The organism is Actinoplanes derwentensis (assembly GCF_900104725.1).
Lineage (GTDB): Bacteria > Actinomycetota > Actinomycetes > Mycobacteriales > Micromonosporaceae > Actinoplanes > Actinoplanes derwentensis.
This window is the reverse complement of record NZ_LT629758.1, coordinates 8,509,624-8,533,028: the sequence shown is the minus strand read 5'-3', so window position 1 is coordinate 8,533,028 and position 23,405 is coordinate 8,509,624. Positions and strand designations below refer to the sequence as shown.

Genomic DNA, 23,405 nt, shown 5'->3' with positions numbered 1-23,405 from the left:
CGCACCATACCGGGGTGTCTCGACACCCCTGAGGCGTCATCGGGCCTCCGGTAGGGTTCGGGTCGTGGAAACCGCGATCTCGACCTCGCCCGCCTGGGGCATCGGCCTCGCCACCGTCACCGCCGAGGGTCAGGTGCTGGACACCTGGTTCCCCTCCGGTCACCTGGGACTGGGTGCGGAGCCGGCTGACGTGCCGGTGCTGCCGGCCGGGCTGACCGGCCCGAAGCTTCTGCCCGGATTGAGCACGGTCGAGGTCCGCACCGTGATCAAGTCGCTGGCCGACCCGATCACCGACGCGTCCGAGGCCTACCTGCGCCTGCACCTGCTGTCCCACCGCCTGGTCCGGCCGAACGAGCTCAACCTGGACGGCGTCTTCGGCAAGCTGGCCAACGTGGCCTGGACCTCGGCCGGCCCGGTGCCGCCGGAGCGGGTCGACGAGCTGCGCTTCCTGGAGCGCGCCGCGGGCCGTCAGCTCACCGTCTTCGGGGTGGACAAGTTCCCGCGGATGACCGACTACGTGGTGCCGTCCGGGGTGCGGATCGCCGACGCCGACCGGGTTCGCCTGGGCGCCTACCTGGCCTCCGGCACCACGGTCATGCAGGAGGGATTCGTCAACTTCAACGCCGGCACGCTCGGCACCTCGATGGTCGAGGGCCGGATCGTGCAGGGTGTGGTGGTCGGCGACGGCTCCGACATCGGCGGCGGTTCGTCGATCATGGGCACGCTCTCCGGCGGCGGCAAGGCCAAGGTCCGCATCGGCGAGCGCAGCCTGCTCGGCGCGAACGCGGGTGTCGGCATCTCGCTCGGTGACGACTGTGTGGTCGAGGCGGGTGTCTACATCACCGCCGCTTCGAAGATCGCGCTGCCCGACGGCCGTGTGGTGAAGGCCATCGAGCTGTCCGGTGTGAACAATCTCCTGTTCTGGCGCAACTCGCTGTCCGGCGCGCTGGAGGCGAAGCCGCGCAAGGGCACCGGCATCGAGTTGAACAGCGCGCTGCACGCCAACGACTAGTTGTTTCGTAATGCCTGGGCGGCCGCCGTGCGAACGGCGGCCGTCAGTGTCTCCAGCACTGTCGACTGGATCCGCCAGCACTGCCAGTAGAGCGGGACGTCAAGATGACCCTGTCTGATTTGCACGATTTTTCCTGACCTAAGGTCATCTGCCGCCTCCTTCTCGTAGAGCATCCCCCACCCCAGCCCCAACCGGATCGCCTGGTTGAACGGCGCGGTCGCCGGGATGTAGTGGACCGGCGGGTCGTACCGGGCGGTCATGAACCGGTGTTGCAGCCGGTCCTTGCGGTTGTAGACGAGCACCGGCGCGGTGTGCAGATCGGTGGCGTCGAAGTCGGGCGCGGCCACCGCGAGATAGCGCATCACCCCCAGTCTCTCCACCCGGCAGCCCTGCACCGGGACGTGTTCGGAGGTGACCGCGGCCATCACGGTGCCGGTCCGGAGCAGGTCGGTGGTGTGTTCCTGATCATCGGTGTGCAGTTCGAAGAACACCCCGGGAACCTGGGCGAGCACCGGCAGAAACCAGCTGTCCAGCGAGTCGGCGTTGACGACCACCGAGAGACGGGTGGTGTCAGCGCCCAGGACCTCCCGCTCCAGCAGGTCGACCTGGTTGGCGAAACGGACCAGTGCCTCGCCCGCCGTCGTCGCGGTGCACGGTTTGGCGCGGCGCACCAGCACCTGGCCGACGGTCTGCTCCAGCGCTTTGATCCGCTGACTGACCGCGGACGGCGTGACGTGCAGCACTCGAGCGGCCGCCTCGAAGCTACCCTGCTCGATCACGGCCTGGAAAGTCGCCAACTGGGTCTGATCCACGTTAGGGAAACTAATCCATCGTCAGAATGATTAGTTTTCGCTTCATGGAAACCAGCCGTAGCGTCGGGGCATGTTCTCCTCCGCTATAGCCGGATTTGTCGCTTCGGCCGTGCTGATCATCGCGATCGGTGCCCAGAACGCGTTCGTCCTGCGTCAAGGCTTGCGCCGGGAACACGTACTCCCGGTGGTGTTGACCTGTGCCCTCTCCGACCTGGCCCTGATCTCCGCGGGCATCGCCGGGTTCGGTGCGGTCCTCAACACGCACCCCGGCCTGATCACCGCGATCCGCTGGGCGGGCGCCGTGTTCCTGCTCGGCTACGCGATCCTGGCGGCCCGCCGAGCACTGCGGCCGTCGTCGTTGGAAGCCACCGCCAAGGCTCCCACCACACTGCGTGCGACCCTGCTCACCTGCCTCGCGCTGACGTACCTCAACCCGCACGTCTATCTCGACACGGTGCTGCTGCTCGGCTCGGTCGCGCAACAGCACCAGGACCGCTGGGCGTTCGGTCTGGGCGCGGCTTTCGCAAGCCTGAGCTGGTTCTTCTCGCTCGGGCTGGGCGCGCGATGGCTGGCCCCGCTACTGGCCCGGCCGTCCGCCTGGCGGGTGCTGGACGCGTCGATAGCGGTGGTGATGACTGTGCTCGGGGTGGCTCTGATCGTGCAAGCTTGACCCTCGATCAGGTCGAGACACCAGGATTCGTTGACGTGGAGAACGACATGCGAGGCATCGGCGAGGTGGCCCGGGCCAGCGGACTGAGCGTCAGTGCGCTGCGGTTCTACGACGGGGCAGGCGTGCTGGTCCCAGCCGTCGTCGACCCGTCGACCGGTTACCGCCGCTACACCGCCGAGCAGATCAAAGCGGCCCGGCTGATCGCCGGGCTGCGGCGGGTGGGGATGCCGGTCGCCGAGATCGCGGCGGTGGTCAAAGACCTTCCCACCCCGGTTGCGGTACGGGTCCGTCTGGACGCCCACCTGATCCGCCTGGAGTCCGGTCTCGCCGACGCCAAGCGTGAGCTTCTCCGCCTGCACACCCTGCTCGATCTGGAGGAGAAACTGATGACCCGTGTCACGCTGAGCGCCGCCGATCTGTCCGCCGCCCTGGCCGCGGTGATCTTCGCAGGGGCGAGTGCCGCCGATCCGATTCCGGCCGGAGTGCTCTTCGAGACCGGCGACGGCGTCATCACGCTCGTCGCCACCGACCGCTACCGGATGGCGGTCGCCACCTCCCCCGCCGTCGTGGAGGGCACGGCCGCGCGGCTGTTCCTGCCGCTCGCCTTCGCCGAGCGGCTGCGCGCGTTCCGGTCCGGGCCGATCACCATCGATCTGGACCCCGGCCTGGTCACCGCGCAGGCCGGCGACACGACAGTCGAGGACGAGCCGATCAACATGGAGTTTCCCGACTATCAGCGCCTGATCAGCGCCGGGCCGTCGGCGCGGCGGATCACGGTCGGCGCCGAAGAGTTGCGGGAGTTGATCGCCGCCGCTCCGGCGATCGAGCGGGAGTTCCCGGTGTCGGTTCTCAGCCTCGATCCGGCCGCCGGGTTGCGGGCCGTCGGCCCCGACGAGTGGGCCGCCGACAGCGAGCGGCACATCGCGCTGAACCGGGAGTTCCTGCTCCAGGCCCTGGACGCGGGCGGCGACGGTCAGCTGGTGCTGGAACTCGACGGGCCCGTTCTGCCCCTGATGATCCGGCCGGTCGGCGTGGAGTCCCATTTCTCGCTACTCATGCCGGTCCGCCACTGACTCTGGTAACCGTTCAGCCACAGTCCGGCACCGGACCTGGAACGGCCGTGGGATCGAGTCGCTGCTGACGACCCCGGCCCGCTACGTTCGGTCGGTGCGCAGCAACCGGCAGGGGGAAGAGCTCAACGCCGCGGCTACCGGCGCCTCCATGACCGGGTGGGAATTCGCCTGGCTGGACGGCCTGGCCGTGGCGTCCGAGCCGTCGTGGTCGTACCTGGAGCTGGCTCGCGTCGTGGTGAGCCGGTCGTTCAGTGTGCTCGACCTCGACACCGGTGGCGGCGAACTCCTCGCCGAGCTGGCCCCGCTCCCCCCGCACACCGTCGCGGTCGAGACGTGGGCCCGCAACACGCCGGCCGCCCGGGAACGCCTCGCTCCCTTCGGAGTTCCGGTGCTGACCGAGATGCCGTCCGAAGAGAACGAGTTCGACCTCGTCCTCAGCCGGCACGGCCGGCTTCCCGCCGCTGACATCGCCCGCCTGCTCAAGCCGGGTGGCGCGCTGCTCACCCAGCAGGTCGGCAGCGACGACCTGGCCGAACTCAACACCGCGCTCGGCGCCCCACCTCCGCACCCGCGCCGGTGGGACGCCGAGGTCGCGGTCAGCGCGCTGCAGGCGGCCGGGCTGCGGGTCACCGACGTGCGGGAGGAGCATCCGCTCCTGACCTTCCGCGACATCACGGCGGTCGTCCATCATTTGCGGACAGTGCCATGGCAGATCAGAGACTTCACCCCGCTGCGGTACGAACGTGAGCTGGCCCGGCTGACCGCCGTGATCCGGGCCCGGGGCGAATTCACCGTGCGCGCCCACCGATTCCTTGTGCAGGCCGAGCGGCCGACAGAGGCGTAATCCAGAAGCCTCTTTCAGGGGAACGGCACTGCCCCTTTCGGGTCCGGTACCCGGAAATAATTCCGCAAGTTACCCGGAAATGGTGTCGCCAGTTCACGTTCCACCCCTGATTTGAGCGGAATCCGACGCCCCCACCAGGATCTTCGACTCCCTCGGGCTTGCCCGGCGACCCGATTGATGCAGACCCGCCGTCACCCCAGGCCGGTCCACATCTCATCGATCTTCGCCGAGGCCATCGATGATCGCCTCATCGGCCCTCATCACTCCTGCGGATTAGCCGGGACGGCCCGTCTCCCGCACCGTCTCGCCCTCCACAGGTCGACGGGTCAGCCGATCGCCGCCGTTCACAGACTCCGCCATCTTTGTCGCAGCGCCGGGTGGCCTCGCTGGCCCCGGACACACCCGATTAACGACGTGCACCCCGATTCGGTCGCTACCGGCTCATCCGGGTGTCGCACTCGTATACCTGTTCCTGGAGGAACATTCCCATGCGTAAGTACACGAAGCGTGTCGCCGCCCTTGCCACCGCCGGAGTCGTGGCGGCCAGCGGGGGCGCGGCCTGGGCGTTCTGGACCATCAGCGGTTCCGGCGAGGCCAGCGCCAAGGCAGGCAAGGTGATCTCGCTGAAGGTCTCCGGGTCCAGCATCTCCGCGCTCGTGCCCGGCAGTCGCAGCGACGTGAAGGTCACGGTGACCAACGAGAACAAGTTCCCCGTTCTGATCACCTCGATCAACTTCACCGGCTTCGCCGTCGTCAGCAAGACCACGAGGAACTGCCCGAACAACACGGTCGAGGCGGTTCCCAACGCTCCGCTTCCCACCGACCTCTACGTAGCGCCGCAGTCGACAAAGGTTCTCGACTACAAGGACTCGGTCCGCATGATCGCCGACCCCGACGACGCCTGCCAGGAAGCCGACTTCGGGTTCAAGACCACGGTCGGCGGCAAGAGCACGACGGCGCCCCAGCAGGACCAGCCGCCGACTCACAACCCGCCGAAGGTGGTCCAGGACCCGGCGGACACCGCCGCCGAGTGATCCCCGGGCCGGAGGGCTGCCTCCCTCCGGCCCCAGCCCCGACTCCACTTCATGAATCAGACAGGAGCGGCAGCGTGCTCGGAATTCCGAGGCGAGCCCAGATCATCGCGGCGGGGCTGGTCACCGCCAGCCTGAGCATCGGCAGCATCGCCTGGGCTTCCTGGCGACTTGCCGGATCCGGCAATTCCACGGCGACGGCCGGTTCAGTCGTCGAACTGAGGACGGCCGGTCACGCACAGCCCGACACGGCCCTCTATCCCGGGGCGATCACCGGCCTTCTCATCACGGTCGCCAACGACAACGGATTCCCGGTCCGGGTCACGACCGTGCGCCCCGGATCCGGCCGGATCTCCATCGACGAGAAGCACCGCAGTGCGGGCTGCCACACGTCCGGCGTCGCCTTGACCGAGCAGTTCTTCAACGTCTCCTGGGCGGTTCCGGCCCGGTCCGAGGCCACGTTCCTGCTCCCGGAGTCGATCCGGATGACCGAGGACTCCGACTCCGCCTGCCAGGACGCCACGTTCCGGGCTCCCCTCGCGGTGATCGGTCGCAGCGATGCGCACTGACCTCCGCCTGCCACTCGGCGCCGGACTGGCCGCCGTCGTCTGCCTCTGGGCCGCAGCCGGCCAGCAACCGAAGGATCCAGAACCGGAGAACGCCAGCCAGGGCGCCTACACCTTCGACATCTCCGGGACCGATATGGACAGCCTCTATCCGGGTGCCGTCAAGCGCACCCGGGTCACCGTGCGGAATCCGTACTCCTTCTCGATCCGGATCCGGTCCCTCGAAGCCCGGGTGGCATCGACGTCGAGTCGCCGCTGCCGGCCGGGCCGGACCAATCTGGTGATCGGCCCCTACCGGGGCGTCCTGCCACTGGTCGTGCCGGCCCGGGAACGGACGACCGCCGGAGAGTTCGAGGTGACGATGCCGGACACGGTCGGTGACGCATGCCAGAAGGCCACGTTCCGCCTGGTGTTCACCGCCAAGGCCAGCAAGGTCGAGCGGTGAAGCGGCGCAGCGCGGCATTGATCGTCACGGCCGGGGTGCTGGTGGCGATCGCGGTCGGCAGCGGTCTCAGCGCATGGGCCGGCTGGTCGGTGGGAAGCACCACCGGACTGGCAACCGTGACCGCGGACACCCTGCCCACGGTGACGAAGCCGAAGGCCGTCCTTCGGGGAGACGTGCCCGAGGTGGGCTGGAAAGCCGTCGAGTTCCCTTCGGGGGCGGCGCTCCGTGGGTACGTCGTGTTCCGGCACACCGGGGGGACCCGGGCCGAAGTCTGCCGGACGTCTGCGACCGTACTGAACTGCACCGACGCGGCGGTGAAAGCCGGGAGCACGGTGGCTTACACGGTCCGGGCGACAGCCGGGGACCGGTGGACGGGGGCGGCGAGCCCGATCAGTCGTTCGGTGGTCGTTCCCCAGGAGCCGACTGCCGGCCTCGCGGTGAAGAAGCCGGGTGCGGTCGAGACCGAGGGCGCTGAAGAGACCGGCACCGCTGACCCCAGCACAGGCCCGGATGACACCAGGAGTGATTCCAAAGAGGAGAGCGAGCCCGTGGCCAGTCCGTCAGCGACGCCCACACCGAGTGCCGTACCGACGTCGGTGGCTCCCTCTCCGACAGTGACGGCCGTGGAGCCGAGCGCCGGTTGAGCTTCAGCGATCTGGGTGGCGGCGGGGGCTGATCCGCTGAGGACGGTGGGCCGGATGGTCGATTCGGTCACCCCGCTGGGGTAATCCGTATGGGCAGACCTGTCCGATTTATGCGCTGGAAGGGCGTACGGAAAACCGATCACATCGGACATCTCTATCGGGGAACGTTGTATGAGCGCCGAACCCGGCATCATTCTCACCGGCCTTCGAGGAGGAGCGAGCCGCATGCCCTTACTGAGCGAGACCCGCGCGGCTGCCGCTACCGAGGTTATTTCGTGAATCGGCGCGACGTCCTACCCAGCTTTCCCGCAAGCGAGCACATCGAGCTCGATCCCGCCGACCACGAGGAACCGACGTGGGAGTTGCGACAACCCCGGCCGCGGCGCCGGTTCGACCGGCGGGCCCGCATGATCCTCACGGTGGCGGCGGTGGCCGCACTGCTCGCCAACGCGGGGGCGGCCTGGGCCTACTGGCATTTCAACGGGCCGGACCGGAACCTCCCGGTGGCCGCGGCAGCCGATGTGGAGATCACGCTGACCGCCACCTCGGATCCGAGCCGGGCGCTGACGCCGGGCGACGTGGGCAACCTGACCGTGACGGTGACGAACCAGCATTCGAATCCGGTGCGGATCACCTCGATCCTGCCGGCTGGCGGGCGGATCGTCGCCGACGAGGCACGGCGGGACGCCGGGTGCACCAATCCACGGGTCGAGCTGACCCGTAAGGAGTTCCCGGTGTCGTGGGAGGTGCCGCGGAACACCATCGGTGCTTTCATCCTGCCCAAGGCTCTGACGATGCGGGCCAGTGGTCCGGCGTCGTGCAAGGGGGCGACGTTCACCGTGCCGGTCCGGGCGCGGGCGGTCAACTCCTGAGGACGGGGCCGGTCAACCGGCCCCGTCGAACTCCGGCGAACCCTGTCGAATCAGGAATGCAGGACTGTCGGCTCGGTGATCGTGACGCGCAGCAGCACCCGGGCTTCGACGCTCTGTTCCTGGGGATGGAGGTCGAAGGCGGGTGCGGCGGCGTCCGCGGACTCGGCGATGCCGAACGCGGCGGCCCGCATCATCGGGCGGTGCCCGCCACCGGTGTCGGCGTCGGCGATCTCGACGATCCGGTCCACCTCGGAGCCGACCGCCGCGGCGTACTCACGGGCCCGGTCGAGGGCGTCGGCGACGGCCTCGCGCCGCACGTCGGCTCCCGCCCGGCTGCCCGGCCGGAGCTGCCACCACGGGCCGGAGACCGAGGTCAGGTCACCGGCGGCGAGTTGGGCGAGCAGTTCACCGAGCGGGTCGAAGTCGGTGACGGTGACCGTGGTGGTGACCGATCCTGAATAGGACACCGGCTTCTCGCCACGGCGTTTGAACTCGGGGTGGACCTGGACGCCGGTGGTCTCACGGCGCTCGACAGCCGTACCGAAACGGTCGAGGGTCTGGTTGACCTCGGCCGCGCGGCGGGTGAGGCGGGTGACCACCGCTGTCTTGTCCTTGTCCGCGGCGGTCACCGTCACCGAGAAGACCGCCTGTTCAGGCGGCACCTCGCGGCGCGCGTCGCCGTGAACGGTCACGATCGTCTTGTCCACGGCGGGCACTCCTCTTAGTGGAAGGCGGCGAGCCGGTCGGCGGCTGCCGCCACCCGCTCGTCGGTCGCGGTCATGGCGATCCGCACGTGTTTCGCGGCCGCCGGACCGTAGAACGCGCCCGGCGCGGCGAGGATGCCGTGCTGAGCGAGCCGGTCCACGGTGGTCCAGCAGTCCTCGTCGCGGGTCGCCCACAGGTAGAGACCGGCTTCCGAGTGGCTGATCTCGAAACCGGCCTTGACCAGCGCGGACCGCAGCGTCTCGCGGCGGGCGGCGTAGCGGGCACGCTGCTGGGCGACATGCTCCTCGCCGGTCAGCGCCGCGACCATGGCCGCCTGCACCGGAGCCGGGACGATCATGCCGGCGTGTTTGCGCACCGCCAGTAGCTCGCCGACCAGGGCCGGGTCGCCGCCGACGAACCCGGCGCGGTAACCGGCCAGGTTGGAACGCTTGGAGAGCGAGTGCACAGCCAGCACACCGGCGTAGTCGCCGCCGGTGACCTCGTCGGACAGCACCGAGACGGGCGTGGCGTCCCAGCCGAGCGACACGTAACACTCGTCGCTGACCACCGTGACGCCGCGCTCGCGGGCCCAGTCGACCACCTTGCGCAGGTGCTCGGCGGGCAGCACCTTGCCGGTCGGGTTGGACGGCGAGTTGATCCAGATCAGCTTGACCCGGCGGTCCGGGCCGATCGCGGTGAGCGAGTCGCTCCGGATCACCTCGGCACCGGCCAGTTTCGCGCCGACCTCGTAGGTCGGGTAGCAGACCTGCGGGATGACGACCACGTCACCGGGCTTGACCCCGAGCAGGGTGGGCAGCCAGGCGACCAGCTCCTTCGAGCCGATCGTGGGCAGCACCCCCAGCTCACCGGAGGCGCCGCACTCCCGGGCCAGCCAGCCGGCGATGGCGGCACGCAACTGCGGCGTGCCGGCGGTCAGCGGATAGCCCGGCGAGTCCGAGGCGTCGGCGAGAGCCCGCTGGACGACAGCCGGAACCGGGTCGACGGGGGTGCCGACCGACAGGTCCACGATGCCGTCCGGGTGTGACCGGGCGATCGCCTTGGCCGGCTCCAGCAGGTCCCAGGGGAAGTCGGGCAGGGCCGACGACAGGGCGCTCAGTGTGCGTCCCCGCGCGGCGGCTGGGCGATGATGAACGTCGCGTCCTTGTCGATCTTGCCGACCTTGGACGCACCACCGGGCGAACCGAGGTCCTCGAAGAACTCGTAGTTCGCGTTGGTGTAGTCCTTCCACTGCTCCGGGACGTCGTCCTCGTAGAAGATCGCCTCCACCGGGCAGACCGGCTCACAGGCCCCGCAGTCGACACACTCATCGGGGTGGATGTAGAGCATCCGGTTGCCCTCGTAGATGCAGTCGACCGGGCACTCCTCGATGCACGCCTTGTCGAGTACATCGAGGCAGGGCTCAGCGATGATGTAGGTCACGGGTCTTTCCCTTCAAAGCCACGCCGCGGGAACCGCCGACGACAAATTGCAGAGCCTAGTATTCCCGCCTAGGGAGGTATTACGTGCTCCGACAGCAGGATGTGGGACACCGGGTGGTGGTACGGCGAATTGTAGGCGTAACCGGGGACCGCACGCTCTTCACGGACGCCCTCGGTGAGCTAGTCGACCTCACCGAGACCGAACTCACCATCGCAACCGCCAAAGGCACCGTACGGGTGCCGCTGCGTGAGGTCCACCGCGCCAAACGGGTACCGGCCGCACGCCGGCCGCATGCCGCCACGGTGATCGCCCTGGAGCACGCCGCCGACGAGGCCTGGCCCGCCCCGGTTCGAGCCCGGCTCGGCGGGTGGATTCTGCGGGCCGCGGACAACTGGACCGGCCGGGCCAACTCGGCACTCGCCGTCGGTGACCCGGACCGCCCGCTGGAGGCGGCCATCGACGCGGTCGTCAAGTGGTACCACGAGCGTGGCCAGCAGCCGCTGATCAACGCACCGATGCCACTCGCCGCCCCGGTCAACGCGGCGCTCGACGAGCGGGGCTGGACCAGCCGGCCGCTGACGCTGATGCAGACCGCCGTGCTGGCCCCGATGCTGGCCACCCCGGCGCGCACCGATCTGCCGCCGGTCGGGCTGGCCGACTCCCCCGGTGACGACTGGTACGCGATGGTCGCCGAGCACAAGGGCCCGCTGCCGGCCGCGGCGCTGAGCGTTCTGAACGGCGTACCGGAGAAGGTCTTCGCCCATGTCCGCGACGCGGACGGTGACCTGCTCGCGGTGGCCCGGGGTGCGGTGACCGGTCCGGATCGCTGGCTCGGCGTGTCCCTGCTGCAGACCGCACCGGCCGCCCGCCGCCGCGGGCTCGGGCAGCACGTGGTGCGGGCGCTGGCGCAGTGGGCGGCACAGCACGGTGCCACCCGCGCCTATCTCCAGGTGGAGGAGCGGAACACGCCGGCCGTGACGTTGTACGGCCGGATCGGGTTCAGCACCCACCACACCTATCTGACCAGACAAGCACCGGCTTAGCGGCGGCCCACCACGCGGCGCGGGCGCTCGGTCCGGGCCTGGGTGAACGCCTTCAGTGCGCGGGAGCGGTGGTCACGGCCCAGCATCACGGCCACCCAGTAGCCGATCAGCGTGCCCGCGATCCCGCACGCCGCGAAGAGCCAGACCTGGGCGAAGAAGTTGTCGGCACCGCCCTCGAACGGGCTCTCGCCGCTGACGAACGGTCCCACCAGGACGGTCAGGGCCAACCCGGCGAGCGCGCCGAACCCGACGTCGGGCAGCCAGTCGCCTGGCTTGACCCGCTGCGAGCGGATGAACGTCAGGACCGCCAGGACCAGCGCGATCACCGTGAACATGGCGATCGAGGCGAACCCGGAAGCGCTGTCGTCCGCACTGTCGGAACTGAAACGGATCACCAGCCGGGCGATCACGTTGATCACGAACAGGGCGACCGCCAGCGCCGCGATCCGGAACCAGCGCTGCTGCCTCATCTCGTCCTCCAGTAAGTGGGCGCCGTGAATCTCGTGGGCGGGATCGTAGCGCCCACAACACCGGCGGCGCTCGATCCGCCGCTCATCTTCGCGGATGGTGCGTGTGGGATTACTGGAGGCTGCCTGGGAGTCCGCTGTCAGTTGACGGCCGAGGCTGCAGAGCATCGGCCGGGGGCCTCAAGATCAACTTATAAGCGTGTACGGCGAACGTCAGGCTCCCGGCCAGAATCGTCACCACCGACACCCAGTTGGTCTCCGTGAGCAGGTAGTCGCCCTCGACGGTCCGGCTCCCGGCAGCCATCAGCATGATCAGCGTCCACAGCGCCCACGGCAGGCCGATCGCCCCGCGCCGTCCGGTCGCGGTCACCGCGAACCAGCCGATCGCCAGGTTCGCCCCGATCGCCACCAGGGCCGCCAGCGGCAGGGCCGAACCGGTCCCCTCGACCCACGAGTCCCCTTTCAGCACCGCCCCGAACGCGCCGGTCCGCAGCGAACTCAGCGCCAGCTCGAGGAAGGCGGTGAGCACCGTGGCGATGATCGACAGGATGACCCCGGCGACCGAGATGACGGTCCCCCAGCCGGCCCAGGGCTCCGGCCGCGTGACCTCCTCTGCCGGAGCGGTCTCCAGATCAGTCATCTCCCTGCCACATCCAAGCCGCTGAACAGGTCGGACTCCCAGCCGAACGGCCCCGAACCCGGCCCGCGCTCACCCTTGACGAGCGTGAAGTACTCCACGCCCATGAACTCACTGCCGAAGTCGCCGGCGATCCCGTACAGCCAGGAATTGTCCGGGATCTGGGTGGCGTGTGCGCGCATCGCCGCGGTTTTCCTCGCGGAGTGGTCGGTGCCGTCCATCCGCGCGGCGATCTCCTCGTCGGGGGTGCCGAACGGCAGGTCCTCGACCTTCTCCACGTCAGCGAACGGATTGTCACCCGACTCGCGGAAGGCCTCCATGCCGTCGCGGAGCACGCTCAGCGGCATCGCCGTCCAGTAGATCTTCTCCGGGCCGTCCGCGCCGGCCAGCTCGGCGGCCCGCATCGCGACCCGGTGCGCCTGGATGTGGTCGGGGTGGCCGTAGAAGCCGTTCTCGTCATACGTGATCATCACCTGCGGACGGAGCTCCCGGATGATCTCGACCAGGTGGGCGGCGGCCTCGTCCAGGTCGGCGCCCCAGAACGCGCGCGGGTGCTCGTTGGTCGGCAGGCCCATCATGCCGGAGTCCCGGTAGCGGCCGACCCCGCCGAGCATCCGGTGGTCGGAGACACCGAGAGCGGTGCACGCCCGCTCCCACTCGACCAGGCGGTAGCCGCCGAGCTGGTCGGAGTGGGCCGCGCCGAGCTGCTCCAGCTCGGGAACGTGGATCTCGCCCTCTTCACCCAGAGTGCAGGTGACCAGGGTCACGTGGGCGCCGTCGGAGACATAGTGCGCCATCGTCGCCCCGGTGCCGATGACCTCGTCGTCGGGGTGTGCGTGAACCAGCAGCAGGCGGCGGGCGGGGAGCTTCTCAGTCACGGCCGCTACTGTACGCGCGACCACCGACGAACTCGCTTCACCAGCCCGCGGTTTGCCCGGCGCGAGTCGCCCCTGATCGGTGATGCTGGAAGCGTGGAGTACCCAAACGACGTGACCGTCGGCGCCGACAGCGCCCGTGCCGTGTTCCTCCGCTCGTCGGAGCTCTGGCTGCTCGACCTCGCCGGCGGGGTGGAGCGCCGGGTCGCCGACGGGGTCGACTCGTACGCCACCGACCGGGACGCCCGGGTCGTGGCACTGATCCGCGACGGCGAACTGTTCCGGGCCGACCTGATCGACGGCACCCTCGGCCGGGTCGCGACGTCCGGGCCGGCCCACGACGCGCGGCCCGACCCGCAGGGCCTGGCGATCGGCTATCTCACCGATCCCGGTGAAGCCGCGTCCCTGCGGGTCGCCGGGCCGGACGGCGACCGCCTGCTGGCCGGCGAACCGGGCAACGCGTGGCGCGAACACGGCGACACGATCGCCTGGGGGATCCCGGGGGCCGGGGCGAGCGAGTTCGGGCGTACCCGCGGATGGTGGTGGTCCCCGGACGGCCGGCAGATCCTCGCGGTCCGCAGCGCCCGCTCGATCAGCCTGCACCTGCTCGACCTCGACGAGGGCTGGGTCGACGTGCACTGGGACCGGGAGACCTATCCGCACCTGGCCCAGGTCCGGTGGTCCGGCGGCGGCCCGCTGATCACCGTGCTGCGCCGGATGCAGCAGCACGGGCTGATCCTCTCCATCGACCCGCGCACCGGCGAGACCCAGGTGCACGCCGAACTCGCCGACGCCCGCTGGGTGGAACCGATCCCCGGCACGCCGCGGCACCTGCCGGACGGGCGGGTGCTGGTCGGTGGCGAACTCGCCCACGACGGTTTCGACGCGCGCTGCCTCTTCGCCGACGGGTCACTGCTCACGCCGCCCGGGCTCTACGTGCGGCGGGTCACCGGGACGCTGCCGCGCGCGGGCGGGCCGGCCGGATCACCCGACCTGATCGTCGAGGGCAGCCTGGGCGAACCCGCGGTGCGGGAGGTGTTCCGGGTGCGCACCGCACTCAGCGGGGGCGGGCCGGAAATCCAGCGGATCGCCACGCTGACCGGTTCTGATCAGGTGACGGTGGGCGGGGACGTGCTCGTCGCCGGGACCCGGGTGTGGCACGGCGAACGGGAGTTGACGCTGCGGGCGCCAGCCTCGCCCCCGCCTTCCGGGAATGAGGCGATCCTGGAGCGGGTCACCGACCGGCGGCTTCCGGCAGGCGTGCTCTACCCGGCCGGGCATGTCGTCGGGACACGGCTGCCGGTGCTGGTCACGATGGGCGACGGGCCGGGGCGGCAGCAGGTTCTGGCGGACCCTTCGGCGTGGGCTTCGCGGCGGTGGTGGGCCGACTCCGGCTTCGCCGTCGTCAGCATCGATTCGCGCGGTACGCCGGGAGTGTCGCCCAGTTTCGAGAAGGCGGTGCACCGGCGACTGGCCGACGTGGTGCTCGCCGACCAGGCCGATGCCCTGCACGCGTTGCACGGCAAGCACCCCGACCTGGACCTGAGCCGGGTCTCGGTACGGGGGCAGGGCCTCGGCGGGTGGCTGGCGGCGATGGCCGTACTCAAGCGTCCGGAGGTTTTTCATCGGGCCGTGGCGCATCAGCCGGTGGTGGACTGGGCGGACGTGCCGGCGACGGTGGCCGAGCGCCATCTGGGGGACCGGGCCGACTCGCCGGACGTCTACGCGCATCACGGGCTGGCCGAGGCGGGGGTGTCCACCGACGTCCTCCTGGTGGGTGCCGAACTGGCCGGTTTCCCGTCACGCCGTGCCGTCACCTGCGAGGAGGAGTTAACCTTCCTGAATGGGTGAGTAGTCTCGCGAGGGGTTGATATGAGACCAGATGATATGCGACCGTCCTCTCACGACAACACGGGAGATGACGCCATGACATTGACCCTTCACCTCGGCGAAGACACCTGGACCGAGTCGAAGTACCTGGCTATCGGCGAAACGCCCGAACACATCGAGCTTTTCAACGGGAGCCTGGTAGTGACCCCCACCCCAGCAGGAGACCACCAACAGGTGGTCGGAAGCCTTCAGGGCAACCTGTATGCCTTGGCCCGAGACGTCGGGCTCTACGCCTTTCCTGGCAATCTGGAAATCCGGCTCAGTCCAGGTCATATTCGAATCCCAGATTTTCTCATCACCACAGAGATCAACTTCAAGGACTCGGTGCATGACGCTGACGTGGTGAAGCTGGCCTGCGAAGTCATCTCACCGTCGAGCGCAGCCACCGACATGGTGCTCAAGATGCGGTTCTACGCGGAGGCAGGGATTCCCTGGTACCTGTTGATCGATCCGCGGACCGAGATCTTCCGCCTATACCGCCTCGAAGGTGACAAGTACCTGGAACACGCGAGTGCGGCGCCCGGTGAACTACTGGAAATCACGGAACCGGTGGCCGTGACGATCGACCCGGCGGATCTGTTGCCGCCTCGCTGAAAACGTCGCACCTGCCGCATAGGGTCGGGGCATGACCCACTTCGATGAGGCGGGGGCGGCGGTTCAGGCCGCGCTCGATGCGGGCGCGAGATATGCCGACGCCCGGGTGATGCTGCGGCGCAGCGAGAGCATCTCGGCACGGGACGGGGACGTCGAGGACCTGGGGTTCGACGAGAGCGCCGGCTTGGGCGTGCGGGCGCTGGTCGGTTCGAGCTGGGGCTTCTACGCCGTACCGGAACTGTCCGGACCGGCCGCCAAGGCCGCCGGGAGGCGCGCCGCTCAGATCGCCGCCGCCAGTGCCGCGGTCCCCGGCCCTTCCCATGAGCTGGTGCCGTCACCGGCCGTGACAGCGAGCTGGGCCTCCGACTGCGTGATCGATCCGCTCGGAGTGCCACTGTCCGACAAGGGTGACCTGCTGGTCCGGGCGACCGCCGCGGCGAAGGCGGCAGGCGCCGACGTGGCCCAGGCCAACTACGAGGCGTGGGACACCCGCAAATGGTTCGTCTCCAGCGAGGGCCACCGCGTCGACCAGCACATCCGGGAGTGCGGCGCCGGGGTCACGGCGATCGCGATCGGCGACGGCGAGATCCAGCGGCGGTCCTGGCCGTCGCATCGGGGGCAGTTCGGCACCCGCGGCTGGGAGCTGATCGACGAGATCGACCTGGTGGGCAACGCGCCACGGATGGCCGACGAGGCGCGGGCGCTGCTGACCGCTCCGCTCTGCCCGTCCGGCGAGACGAACCTGGTGCTCGGTGGGGAGCAACTGGCCCTGCAGATCCACGAGTCGGTGGGGCACGCGATCGAGCTGGACCGGATCCTCGGCTGGGAGGCGGCCTTCGCCGGCACGAGTTGGCTGGATCTCAGCAGGCTCGGATCCTTGCGGTACGGGTCGGACCTGATGAACATCTCGATCGATCCGACGTTCCCGGGTGCGCTGGGCAGCTTCGGCTTCGACGACGAGGGCACCCCCGCGGCGAAACGGTTCGCGGTCCGGGACGGGATCTGGGTCGGGGTGCTGGCCGGGCGGGACTCGGCGGCGGTCGCCGGGCTGGACTACGCGGGAAGTGTCCGCTCCGACGGCTGGTCCCGGCTGCCGATGGTCCGGATGACCAATGTCGGTCTGGAACCGGGACCGCACACGCTCGACGAGATCATCGCGGCGACCGACGACGGTGTCTTCATGGACATCAACCGGTCCTGGTCGATCGACGACCGGCGGCTGAACTTCCAGTTCGGGTGCGAGATCGGCTACGAGATCAAGAACGGGAAGCTGGGCCGGATGCTGCGCAACCCGACGTACACCGGGATCGGCCCTCGCTTCTGGCAGTCGATGGACATGTTGTCCAGTGAGACGGTCGCGTGGGGCACGCCGAACTGCGGGAAGGGACAGCCCGGTCAGATCGGGCACACCGGGCATCCGGCGGCGCCGGCCCGGTTCGCGAACGTGCGGGTGGGGGTGCGGGCATGAACGGGGCGATCAACGGCGTCGCTTTCGACGGCGTCGCTTTCGACAGTGCGGCGGAGGTGGCGGCATGAGTGGGCGCGCCGGGGCTGAGCTGGAGTTGGCGGCCAAGGTCATCGAGCTGGTGCGAGGGCTGGCCGGGCGGTCGGCCGAGGCCGAGGTCAACGTGCGGCACGAGGAGCTGGCGCTGACCCGGTTCGCGAACTCGGCGATCCATCAGAACGTGGCGGACTCGACCACCGCCGTGCGGCTGCGGCTGCACGTGGACGGCCGGACCGTCGGCGGTTCCAGCACGATCACCGATGTGGACGGGCTGCGCGCCCTGGTCGAGCGGACTCTGGCGGCGACGCGGGTGAGCCCGGCCGACCGGTCGTGGCCGGGGCTGGCGCCACCGGCACCGCTGCGGCTGTCCGCCGGGCATCCGGGTTCGGGTGAGCGGTCGGGGCTGGCGTTCGGGTTCGACGAGGCGACCGCCCGCGCCGAACCGGCCGAGCGCGCCGAACGGGTCCGGGATTTCGTGCGGGCGGCCGATGGGCTGGAGACGGCCGGTTACTGCCGGACCGTCTACGTCTCCGCGGCGTTCGCCAACAGTGCCGGTCAGGCAGTGGAGGGCCGGACCACGGAGGCCGCGATGGACGGCATCGCCCGGTCCGGTGGCGCCGACGGGGTGGCCCGGCTGGCCGCGGCCCGGCTGGGTGATCTGGACGGCGCGGTGCTCGGCGCCCGGGCGGCGGCGAAGGCGCTTGCCGCTCGCGAGCCGGTCGAGCTGCCACCGGGGCGTTACGAGGTGGTGCTGGAGCCGGACGCGGTCTCCGACATCCTGCAGAACTTCGCGTACTTCGGCTTCGACGGCCGGGCTCACCACCAGCAACAGAGTTTCGCCGAGCCGGGCCGGGAGCAGTTCGACCCGTCGGTGACCATCGTGGACGACCCGCTGGGCAGCCGTGACGAACCGGCCGGTGACCTGGCCTTCGACGAGGAGGGCACCCCCCGGCGGCCGCTGGTGCTGGTCCGGGACGGGGTGACCCAGGCGGTGACGCATGACCGCACGTCGGCGGGGCAGGCGGGCACCACGTCGACCGGGCACGGCTCAGCCGTGTCCCGATCCTGGGGTCCGCACGCCTCCCACCTGCGACTGGAGGCGGCACCGGTGCAGGGCGCCGCTCCGGGCACCGGCGGCGCCGAGGCGATCGTCGAGTCGGCTCGTCCGCTGGTCGCCGGGATGCGGCGGGGGCTGCTGATCTCGGACCTCTGGTACACCCGGGTGCTCGACCCGAAGACCCTGGTGATCACGGGCCTGACCCGGAACGGGGTCTGGCTGGTGGAGGACGGCGAGGTCGTCTCGGCGGTGAGCAACATGCGGTTCACCCAGTCCTATCCGCAGGCGCTCGGGCCGGGGCGGGTGCTCGGGATCGGCGCCGAGACGGTGTTGCTGCCGGAGTCGTGGGGGCGGGCCCGGTACGCCGCTCCCGCGCTGCATCTGGCCGAGTGGAACCTCACCGGGAACGCCTCCGGATGAAGCCATATCGCATTGGTGATCATCTTTGACACGCGGGATGGCCTTTTTGTGACCCGCACCGCGCGAACCGTCAGACCTTCGGCGTAACGTGTGCCCCACATCACTGTCGTGACGCGACGGCGAGTGGGGCATCACTGTGTCCCGATCCCGTCGCGTCCCGACCCTGTACACGGCACTGTCAGGGAGAGATGGAATGACGACGACGGCAACGAGGCCGGGCGGCGGCGGTAAACCGCGGGCGGCGATCACCGCGCGGACGCTGCGCACCGACCGGTGGTGGCTCGCGCCGCTGGTGACCTTTATCGGACTGGGTGCGTGGGTCACCTACGCGACCGTCCGAGTCTTCATGCATCAGTGGTTCTTTGTGGAGGAATACCTCTATCTGACACCGTTCTACTCGCCCTGCCTCACTGATGTGTGCGGCCGGGCGGCGGAGTTCGGCACCCCGCTCCCGAGCTTCTTCCTCATCCCGGAAGCGGCGTTCACTCTGCCGTTCCTGCTGCTCTTCCGGTTGACCTGCTACTACTACCGGAAGGCGTACTACCGGGCCTTCTGGCTGTCGCCGCCGGCGTGCGCGGTGCCGGACGGGCACAAGACGTACTCCGGCGAGACCCGCTTCCCGCTGATCTTCCAGAACGCCCATCGGTACGCGTTCTACGCCGCCGTGCTCATCTCGGTGATCAACACGTGGGACGCGATCCACGCGCAGACGACCGGGCTCGGCCTGGGCAACGTGATCCTCTGGATCAACGTGATCATGCTCTGGGCGTACACCGCCTCCTGCCACTCCTGCCGGCACATCATCGGCGGCCGGATGAAGCACTTCTCCCGGCATCCGGTGCGCTACCGCCTCTGGACGTTCGTGTCCAAGCTCAACGCCCGCCACATGCAGCTGGCCTGGATCACGCTCGGCACTCTGGCGCTGACCGATTTCTACATCATGGGTCTCGCCGCCGGCTGGTTCACCGACCTGCGCGTCATCAACTGAGAAGGGCGGCGATATGAGCACCACGATCGAACGGCACCTCTACGACGTCGTCGTCATCGGGGCCGGTGGCGCCGGTCTGCGTGCGGCGATCGAGGCACGGCTCGCCGGGAAACGCACCGCGATCATCTCGAAGTCGCTGCTCGGCAAGGCGCACACGGTGATGGCCGAGGGCGGCGCGGCGGCTGCGATGGGCAACGTGAACTCGCGCGACAGCTGGATGGTCCACTTCCGGGACACCATGCGGGGCGGCAAGTTCCTGAACAACTTCCGGATGGCCGAACTGCACGCCAAGGAAGCGCCGGAACGGATCTGGGAACTGGAGACCTACGGGGCTCTTTTCGATCGTACGAAAGACGGAAAGATCTCTCAACGGAACTTCGGCGGCCATGAATATCCACGGCTGGCGCACGTCGGCGACCGGACCGGCCTCGAACTGATCCGGACCCTGCAGCAGAAGATCGTCTCGCTGCAGCAGGAGGATTACGCCGAGACCGGCTCGTACGACTCGCGGATCCGGGTCTTCCAGGAGACCACGATCACCGAGCTGATGCTCGACGGCGACCGGGTGGCCGGGGCGTTCGGCTACTACCGGGAATCCGGCGAGTTCCTGCTCCTCGAAGCGCCGGCGGTGGTGCTGGCCACCGGCGGGGTCGGCCGCAGTTACAAGGTCACCTCGAACTCCTGGGAGTACACCGGCGACGGCCACGCGCTGGCCCTGCGCGCCGGGGCGACCCTGATCAACATGGAGTTCCTGCAGTTCCACCCGACCGGCATGGTCTGGCCGCCCAGTGTGAAGGGCATCCTGGTCACCGAGTCGGTCCGGGGTGACGGCGGGGTGCTGCGCAACTCCGACAACAAGCGATTCATGTTCGACTACGTCCCCGACGTCTTCCGCAAGCAGTACGCGGAGACCGAGGAGGAGGGCGACCGCTGGTACTCCGATCCCGACAACAACCGGCGCCCGCCCGAACTGCTGCCCCGCGACGAGGTGGCCCGGGCCATCAACAGCGAGGTCAAGGCGGGCCGGGGCAGTCCGGCCGGCGGGGTGTTCCTGGACATCGCCAGCCGGATGCCGGCCGAGCAGATCATCCGGCGACTGCCGTCGATGCATCACCAGTTCAAGGAACTGGCCGACGTCGACATCACCAAGGAACCGATGGAGGTCGGGCCGACCTGCCACTACGTGATGGGCGGCGTCGAAGTCGAACCCGACACCGGGGCGGCGCTCGGCACGGTTCAGGGGCTGTTCGCGGCCGGCGAGGTGTCCGGCGGCATGCACGGCTCCAACCGGCTCGGCGGAAACTCGCTCTCCGACCTGCTCGTCTTCGGCAAACGCGCCGGGGAGCACGCGTCCGCCTATGTGGACACGCTGCGGGTGCGGCCGAAACCCGCGAAGGTCGATGTCGCCGCGGCGGTCGAGGTCGCTCTCGCACCCCTTGCTCGTACGGGTGGGGAGAACCCGTACACCCTCCAGCAGGATCTTCAAGTGGTGATGGGTGACCTGGTCGGCATCATCCGGCGTGAGGGTGAGCTGACCGACGCGCTCAAGCGTCTCCACGAGCTGCGCGCCCGCGTCGCCGACGTGGGCGCCGAGGGCGGTCGGCGTTACAACCCCGGCTGGCATCTGGCTCTCGACCTGCGCAACATGCTGGTCGTCTCGGAGTGCACCGCACGCGCCGCGCTGGAGCGGGAGGAGTCCCGCGGCGGGCACACCCGCGAGGACTTCCCGGCGATGAACCCGGCATGGCGGCGGATCAACCTGGTCTGCTCGCTGGACGGCTCCGGTGGGGTGCATTTGGAACGCAAGCCGGTGCCGTCGATGCGGGCCGAGCTGATCGCCCTGTTCGAGCGCAGTGAACTGGCGAAATACCTGACCGATGAGGAACTGGCCGAGGTGGAGGCAGAGTGAAACGCCACTTTCGTGTCTGGCGCGGCGACGCGGCCGGCGGCGACCTGCGGGACTTCGACGTCGAGGTGAACGAGGGCGAGGTCGTCCTCGACATCATCCACCGGCTGCAGGCCACCGAGGTGCCCGATCTGGCCTGCCGCTGGAACTGCAAAGCCGGCAAATGCGGCTCCTGCTCGATGGAGATCAACGGAAAGCCGCGGCTCGGGTGCATGACCCGGATGTCGACGTTCACCGCGGACGAGACCATCACCATCACGCCGATCCGGACCTTCCCGGTGATCCGCGATCTGGTCACCGATGTGTCCTTCAACTACGAGAAGGCCCGGGAGACGCCCGCGTTCGCGCCGCCGCCCGGAGTCGCGACCGGCGAGTACCGGATGCAGCAGGTCGACGTGGAACGCAGCCAGGAGTTCCGCAAGTGCATCGAGTGTTTCCTCTGCCAGAACACCTGCCACGTCATCCGCGACCACGACGAGAACAAGCCCGCCTTCTCCGGTCCTCGATCCTTCATCCGGGCCGCCGAGCTGGACATGCACCCACTCGACGCCCGCACCGACCGTAAGGAGTACGCGCAGGCCAGCCAGGGTCTCGGCTACTGCAACATCACCAAGTGCTGCAGTGAGGTCTGCCCCGAACACATCAAGATCACCGACAACGCGATCATCCCGATGAAGGAGCGTGTGGTGGACCGCCGTTACGACCCGCTCGTCTGGCTGGGCCGCAAGATCTTCCGCCGCGACCAGCTCGAATCCACCTCCGCCCCGGCCTCCGTCTCCACAGTCAATCCGTCGATGTCCAGCGCCCGCCTGCCTGAAGGCCCGCCGGTCGGCCCCGACGGTCACATGGACATCGCCGAGATGGCGGCGCCGCTGCAGGGCGGCCTCTCCCCCTTCGGCGACGACATCAGCTTTCCTCTCCCGCCGGAGCAGGTCACCTACCACCACCCCGAACCGGACAAACCCAAGGACCACTGACCCCCTTCCGCCTTTGGTGTCGTGGGGTGCCCTCCAGTTGACGACGGCCGCGCCCTTTGGCGTCGTGGAGGGTCGTCTAGTTGACGACGGCCGCGCCGGCGAGCACCCCCGACAGCTGGCGCGGCATGCATCTGCACGCCCGTCCGGCCTCAAACCTTGTCGTCCCGGCTGTTCAGCCATAGTTCGAGACCGTCGAGGATGCGGTCCAGGCCGAAGGCGAAGCTCTGCGCGAACGCGGCCTCCGGGTTCATCTCGGCGACGCCGTCCTCCTGTCGCCAACGCTCGTAGGCATCGTGTTCCCGGGCGACCTTCTCCATGTAGGGCTGCAGGCTCTCCCGCAGCTCGGCCGCCGGCTGCCCGGATCGCCGGACCGCCGCCGCGACGGCCGCCTCGGTGGTCGCAGCGCCGATGACATGTGCGTTCACCAGCGAATACGCGTGTGACAGGTCGGGGCCGCGGAACCCCGCAGCGGAGAACAGGGCGACGATGCGGTCGCTCATCCGCAACACGTTCGGCCCGATGGTGGGCCGGGTGCCGAGCAGCCCGATCACCCAGGGGTGGCGCAGCAGCATGGCCCGGGTTCCGTTGGCCATCACCGAGACGCCGACCCGCCAGGGCGCGTCGCCTGCTTCGGGCACGTAGATCTCGCCCATCACCTCGTCGACGGCCAGTTCGAGCAGGTCGTCCTTGGTGGCGACGTGCCAGTAGAGCGAGGTGGCACCGGAACCGAGCCGGGCACCGAGGCGACGCATGCTCAGTCCGGCCGGGCCCTCGGTGTCGAGGAGTTCGATCGCGGAGCGGACGATCTGCTCCCGGCTGAGGGTCGGCTGACCGGTGCGGGTGCGGGCTGGTCGGGTCCACACCGAGTCGGTGAAGTCGGGCATGACGTCATCTTAAAGGGGATCACACACTGTTCGAGTCCACTGGTACGGT

25 protein-coding genes are annotated in these 23,405 nt (G+C 69.2%); 17 read left to right on the top strand and 8 right to left on the bottom strand.

Annotated elements, in window-relative coordinates:
- The first annotated feature begins 64 nt into the window (after positions 1-64).
- Positions 65-1,012: a 2,3,4,5-tetrahydropyridine-2,6-dicarboxylate N-succinyltransferase gene (gene dapD / locus BLU81_RS38120; protein ID WP_172890698.1), complete on the top strand. Its 948-nt coding sequence runs from the start codon at positions 65-67 to the stop codon at positions 1,010-1,012.
- Here the strand turns inward: dapD and BLU81_RS38115 are convergent.
- Entirely contained in the window at positions 1,009-1,824 is an 816-nt protein-coding gene (locus tag BLU81_RS38115) for a LysR family transcriptional regulator ArgP (protein WP_092552722.1), read from the bottom strand. The two genes, dapD and BLU81_RS38115, sit on opposite strands and share 4 nt — an antisense overlap.
- 70 nt (positions 1,825-1,894) lie before the next feature.
- Between BLU81_RS38115 and BLU81_RS38110 the strand changes: the two genes are divergently transcribed.
- The 8 genes from BLU81_RS38110 to BLU81_RS38075 all read left to right on the top strand — a co-directional run bounded on the left by BLU81_RS38110 (position 1,895) and on the right by BLU81_RS38075 (position 7,969).
- Positions 1,895-2,494 carry a LysE/ArgO family amino acid transporter gene (locus BLU81_RS38110; protein WP_092552719.1) on the top strand — a complete coding sequence of 200 codons (600 nt, stop codon included), beginning with the start codon at positions 1,895-1,897 and terminating at the stop codon, positions 2,492-2,494.
- Positions 2,495-2,541: 47 nt separating this feature from the next.
- Complete coding sequence (locus BLU81_RS38105) at positions 2,542-3,567, top strand: DNA polymerase III subunit beta family protein (RefSeq protein WP_092558226.1); 1,026 nt, start codon at positions 2,542-2,544, stop codon at positions 3,565-3,567.
- 94 nt (positions 3,568-3,661) lie between these two features.
- Entirely contained in the window at positions 3,662-4,411 is a 750-nt protein-coding gene (locus tag BLU81_RS38100; protein WP_092552716.1) for a class I SAM-dependent methyltransferase, read from the top strand.
- A gap of 488 nt (positions 4,412-4,899) precedes the next feature.
- Positions 4,900-5,445, top strand: coding sequence for a hypothetical protein (locus BLU81_RS38095; RefSeq protein WP_092552713.1), 546 nt, complete (start codon positions 4,900-4,902; stop codon positions 5,443-5,445).
- 74 nt (positions 5,446-5,519) lie between these two features.
- On the top strand, positions 5,520-6,011 hold the full coding sequence (locus BLU81_RS38090; RefSeq protein WP_092552710.1) for a hypothetical protein: 492 nt from the start codon (positions 5,520-5,522) through the stop codon (positions 6,009-6,011).
- The gene (locus BLU81_RS38085; protein WP_092552707.1) at positions 6,001-6,453 is read left to right on the top strand and encodes a hypothetical protein; all 453 of its coding nucleotides are present in this window, start codon (positions 6,001-6,003) and stop codon (positions 6,451-6,453) included. Before BLU81_RS38090 ends, BLU81_RS38085 begins: the two co-directional genes overlap by 11 nt.
- Positions 6,450-7,097 (top strand): hypothetical protein, encoded by a 648-nt coding sequence (locus BLU81_RS38080; protein WP_092552704.1) that lies wholly within the window; start codon positions 6,450-6,452, stop codon positions 7,095-7,097. Before BLU81_RS38085 ends, BLU81_RS38080 begins: the two co-directional genes overlap by 4 nt.
- Positions 7,098-7,372: 275 nt before the next feature.
- Positions 7,373-7,969 (top strand): hypothetical protein, encoded by a 597-nt coding sequence (locus BLU81_RS38075; protein ID WP_092552701.1) that lies wholly within the window; start codon positions 7,373-7,375, stop codon positions 7,967-7,969.
- Positions 7,970-8,019: 50 nt separating this feature from the next.
- Here BLU81_RS38075 and BLU81_RS38070 read toward each other — a convergent pair whose 3' ends face one another.
- Genes BLU81_RS38070 through fdxA form a run of 3 tightly spaced genes read right to left on the bottom strand, consistent with a single transcriptional unit; the run spans position 8,020 to position 10,114 of the window.
- On the bottom strand, positions 8,020-8,676 hold the full coding sequence (locus tag BLU81_RS38070; RefSeq protein WP_092552698.1) for an SIMPL domain-containing protein: 657 nt from the start codon (positions 8,674-8,676) through the stop codon (positions 8,020-8,022).
- 14 nt (positions 8,677-8,690) lie between these two features.
- Entirely contained in the window at positions 8,691-9,791 is a 1,101-nt protein-coding gene (gene dapC / locus BLU81_RS38065; protein WP_231954871.1) for a succinyldiaminopimelate transaminase, read from the bottom strand.
- A complete protein-coding gene (gene fdxA, locus BLU81_RS51090; RefSeq protein ID WP_092552691.1) occupies positions 9,788-10,114 on the bottom strand; it encodes a ferredoxin in 327 nt (108 codons plus the stop codon). The genes dapC and fdxA overlap by 4 nt, the downstream gene beginning before the upstream one ends.
- An 83-nt stretch (positions 10,115-10,197) precedes the next feature.
- On the opposite strand from fdxA, the gene BLU81_RS38055 reads away from it, so the two are divergent.
- Positions 10,198-11,157, top strand: a complete 960-nt coding sequence (locus BLU81_RS38055; protein WP_092552688.1) for a GNAT family N-acetyltransferase — start codon at positions 10,198-10,200, stop codon at positions 11,155-11,157.
- On the opposite strand, the gene BLU81_RS38050 is transcribed toward BLU81_RS38055, so the two are convergent.
- The 3 genes from BLU81_RS38050 to mshB form a co-directional block, all read right to left on the bottom strand.
- Positions 11,154-11,627: a hypothetical protein gene (locus BLU81_RS38050; protein ID WP_092552685.1), complete on the bottom strand. Its 474-nt coding sequence runs from the start codon at positions 11,625-11,627 to the stop codon at positions 11,154-11,156. The genes BLU81_RS38055 and BLU81_RS38050 overlap by 4 nt on opposite strands.
- A 109-nt stretch (positions 11,628-11,736) precedes the next feature.
- Positions 11,737-12,264 carry a hypothetical protein gene (locus BLU81_RS38045; protein WP_092552682.1) on the bottom strand — a complete coding sequence of 176 codons (528 nt, stop codon included), beginning with the start codon at positions 12,262-12,264 and terminating at the stop codon, positions 11,737-11,739.
- Positions 12,261-13,139: an N-acetyl-1-D-myo-inositol-2-amino-2-deoxy-alpha-D-glucopyranoside deacetylase gene (mshB, locus tag BLU81_RS38040; protein WP_092552679.1), complete on the bottom strand. Its 879-nt coding sequence runs from the start codon at positions 13,137-13,139 to the stop codon at positions 12,261-12,263. Before mshB ends, BLU81_RS38045 begins: the two co-directional genes overlap by 4 nt.
- Before the next feature lie 72 nt (positions 13,140-13,211).
- Between mshB and BLU81_RS38035 the strand changes: the two genes are divergently transcribed.
- The 7 genes from BLU81_RS38035 to BLU81_RS38005 all read left to right on the top strand — a co-directional run bounded on the left by BLU81_RS38035 (position 13,212) and on the right by BLU81_RS38005 (position 22,472).
- Complete coding sequence (locus BLU81_RS38035; RefSeq protein ID WP_092558224.1) at positions 13,212-14,987, top strand: prolyl oligopeptidase family serine peptidase; 1,776 nt, start codon at positions 13,212-13,214, stop codon at positions 14,985-14,987.
- Between the two features lie 75 nt (positions 14,988-15,062).
- On the top strand, positions 15,063-15,620 hold the full coding sequence (locus BLU81_RS38030) for a Uma2 family endonuclease (protein WP_231953711.1): 558 nt from the start codon (positions 15,063-15,065) through the stop codon (positions 15,618-15,620).
- Positions 15,621-15,651: 31 nt separating this feature from the next.
- Positions 15,652-17,088: a TldD/PmbA family protein gene (locus BLU81_RS38025; RefSeq protein ID WP_092552673.1), complete on the top strand. Its 1,437-nt coding sequence runs from the start codon at positions 15,652-15,654 to the stop codon at positions 17,086-17,088.
- Between the two features lie 64 nt (positions 17,089-17,152).
- Positions 17,153-18,601, top strand: coding sequence for a TldD/PmbA family protein (locus tag BLU81_RS38020; RefSeq protein WP_092552669.1), 1,449 nt, complete (start codon positions 17,153-17,155; stop codon positions 18,599-18,601).
- Positions 18,602-18,794: 193 nt separating this feature from the next.
- Positions 18,795-19,589 carry a hypothetical protein gene (locus BLU81_RS38015; protein ID WP_092552666.1) on the top strand — a complete coding sequence of 265 codons (795 nt, stop codon included), beginning with the start codon at positions 18,795-18,797 and terminating at the stop codon, positions 19,587-19,589.
- A 13-nt stretch (positions 19,590-19,602) separates the two neighbouring features.
- On the top strand, positions 19,603-21,498 hold the full coding sequence (locus BLU81_RS38010) for a fumarate reductase/succinate dehydrogenase flavoprotein subunit (RefSeq protein WP_092552663.1): 1,896 nt from the start codon (positions 19,603-19,605) through the stop codon (positions 21,496-21,498).
- Positions 21,495-22,472 carry a succinate dehydrogenase/fumarate reductase iron-sulfur subunit gene (locus tag BLU81_RS38005; RefSeq protein ID WP_092552660.1) on the top strand — a complete coding sequence of 326 codons (978 nt, stop codon included), beginning with the start codon at positions 21,495-21,497 and terminating at the stop codon, positions 22,470-22,472. The genes BLU81_RS38010 and BLU81_RS38005 overlap by 4 nt, the downstream gene beginning before the upstream one ends.
- A 149-nt stretch (positions 22,473-22,621) precedes the next feature.
- Here BLU81_RS38005 and BLU81_RS38000 read toward each other — a convergent pair whose 3' ends face one another.
- Complete coding sequence (locus BLU81_RS38000) at positions 22,622-23,356, bottom strand: TetR/AcrR family transcriptional regulator (RefSeq protein WP_092552657.1); 735 nt, start codon at positions 23,354-23,356, stop codon at positions 22,622-22,624.
- Positions 23,357-23,405: the final 49 nt, after the last annotated feature.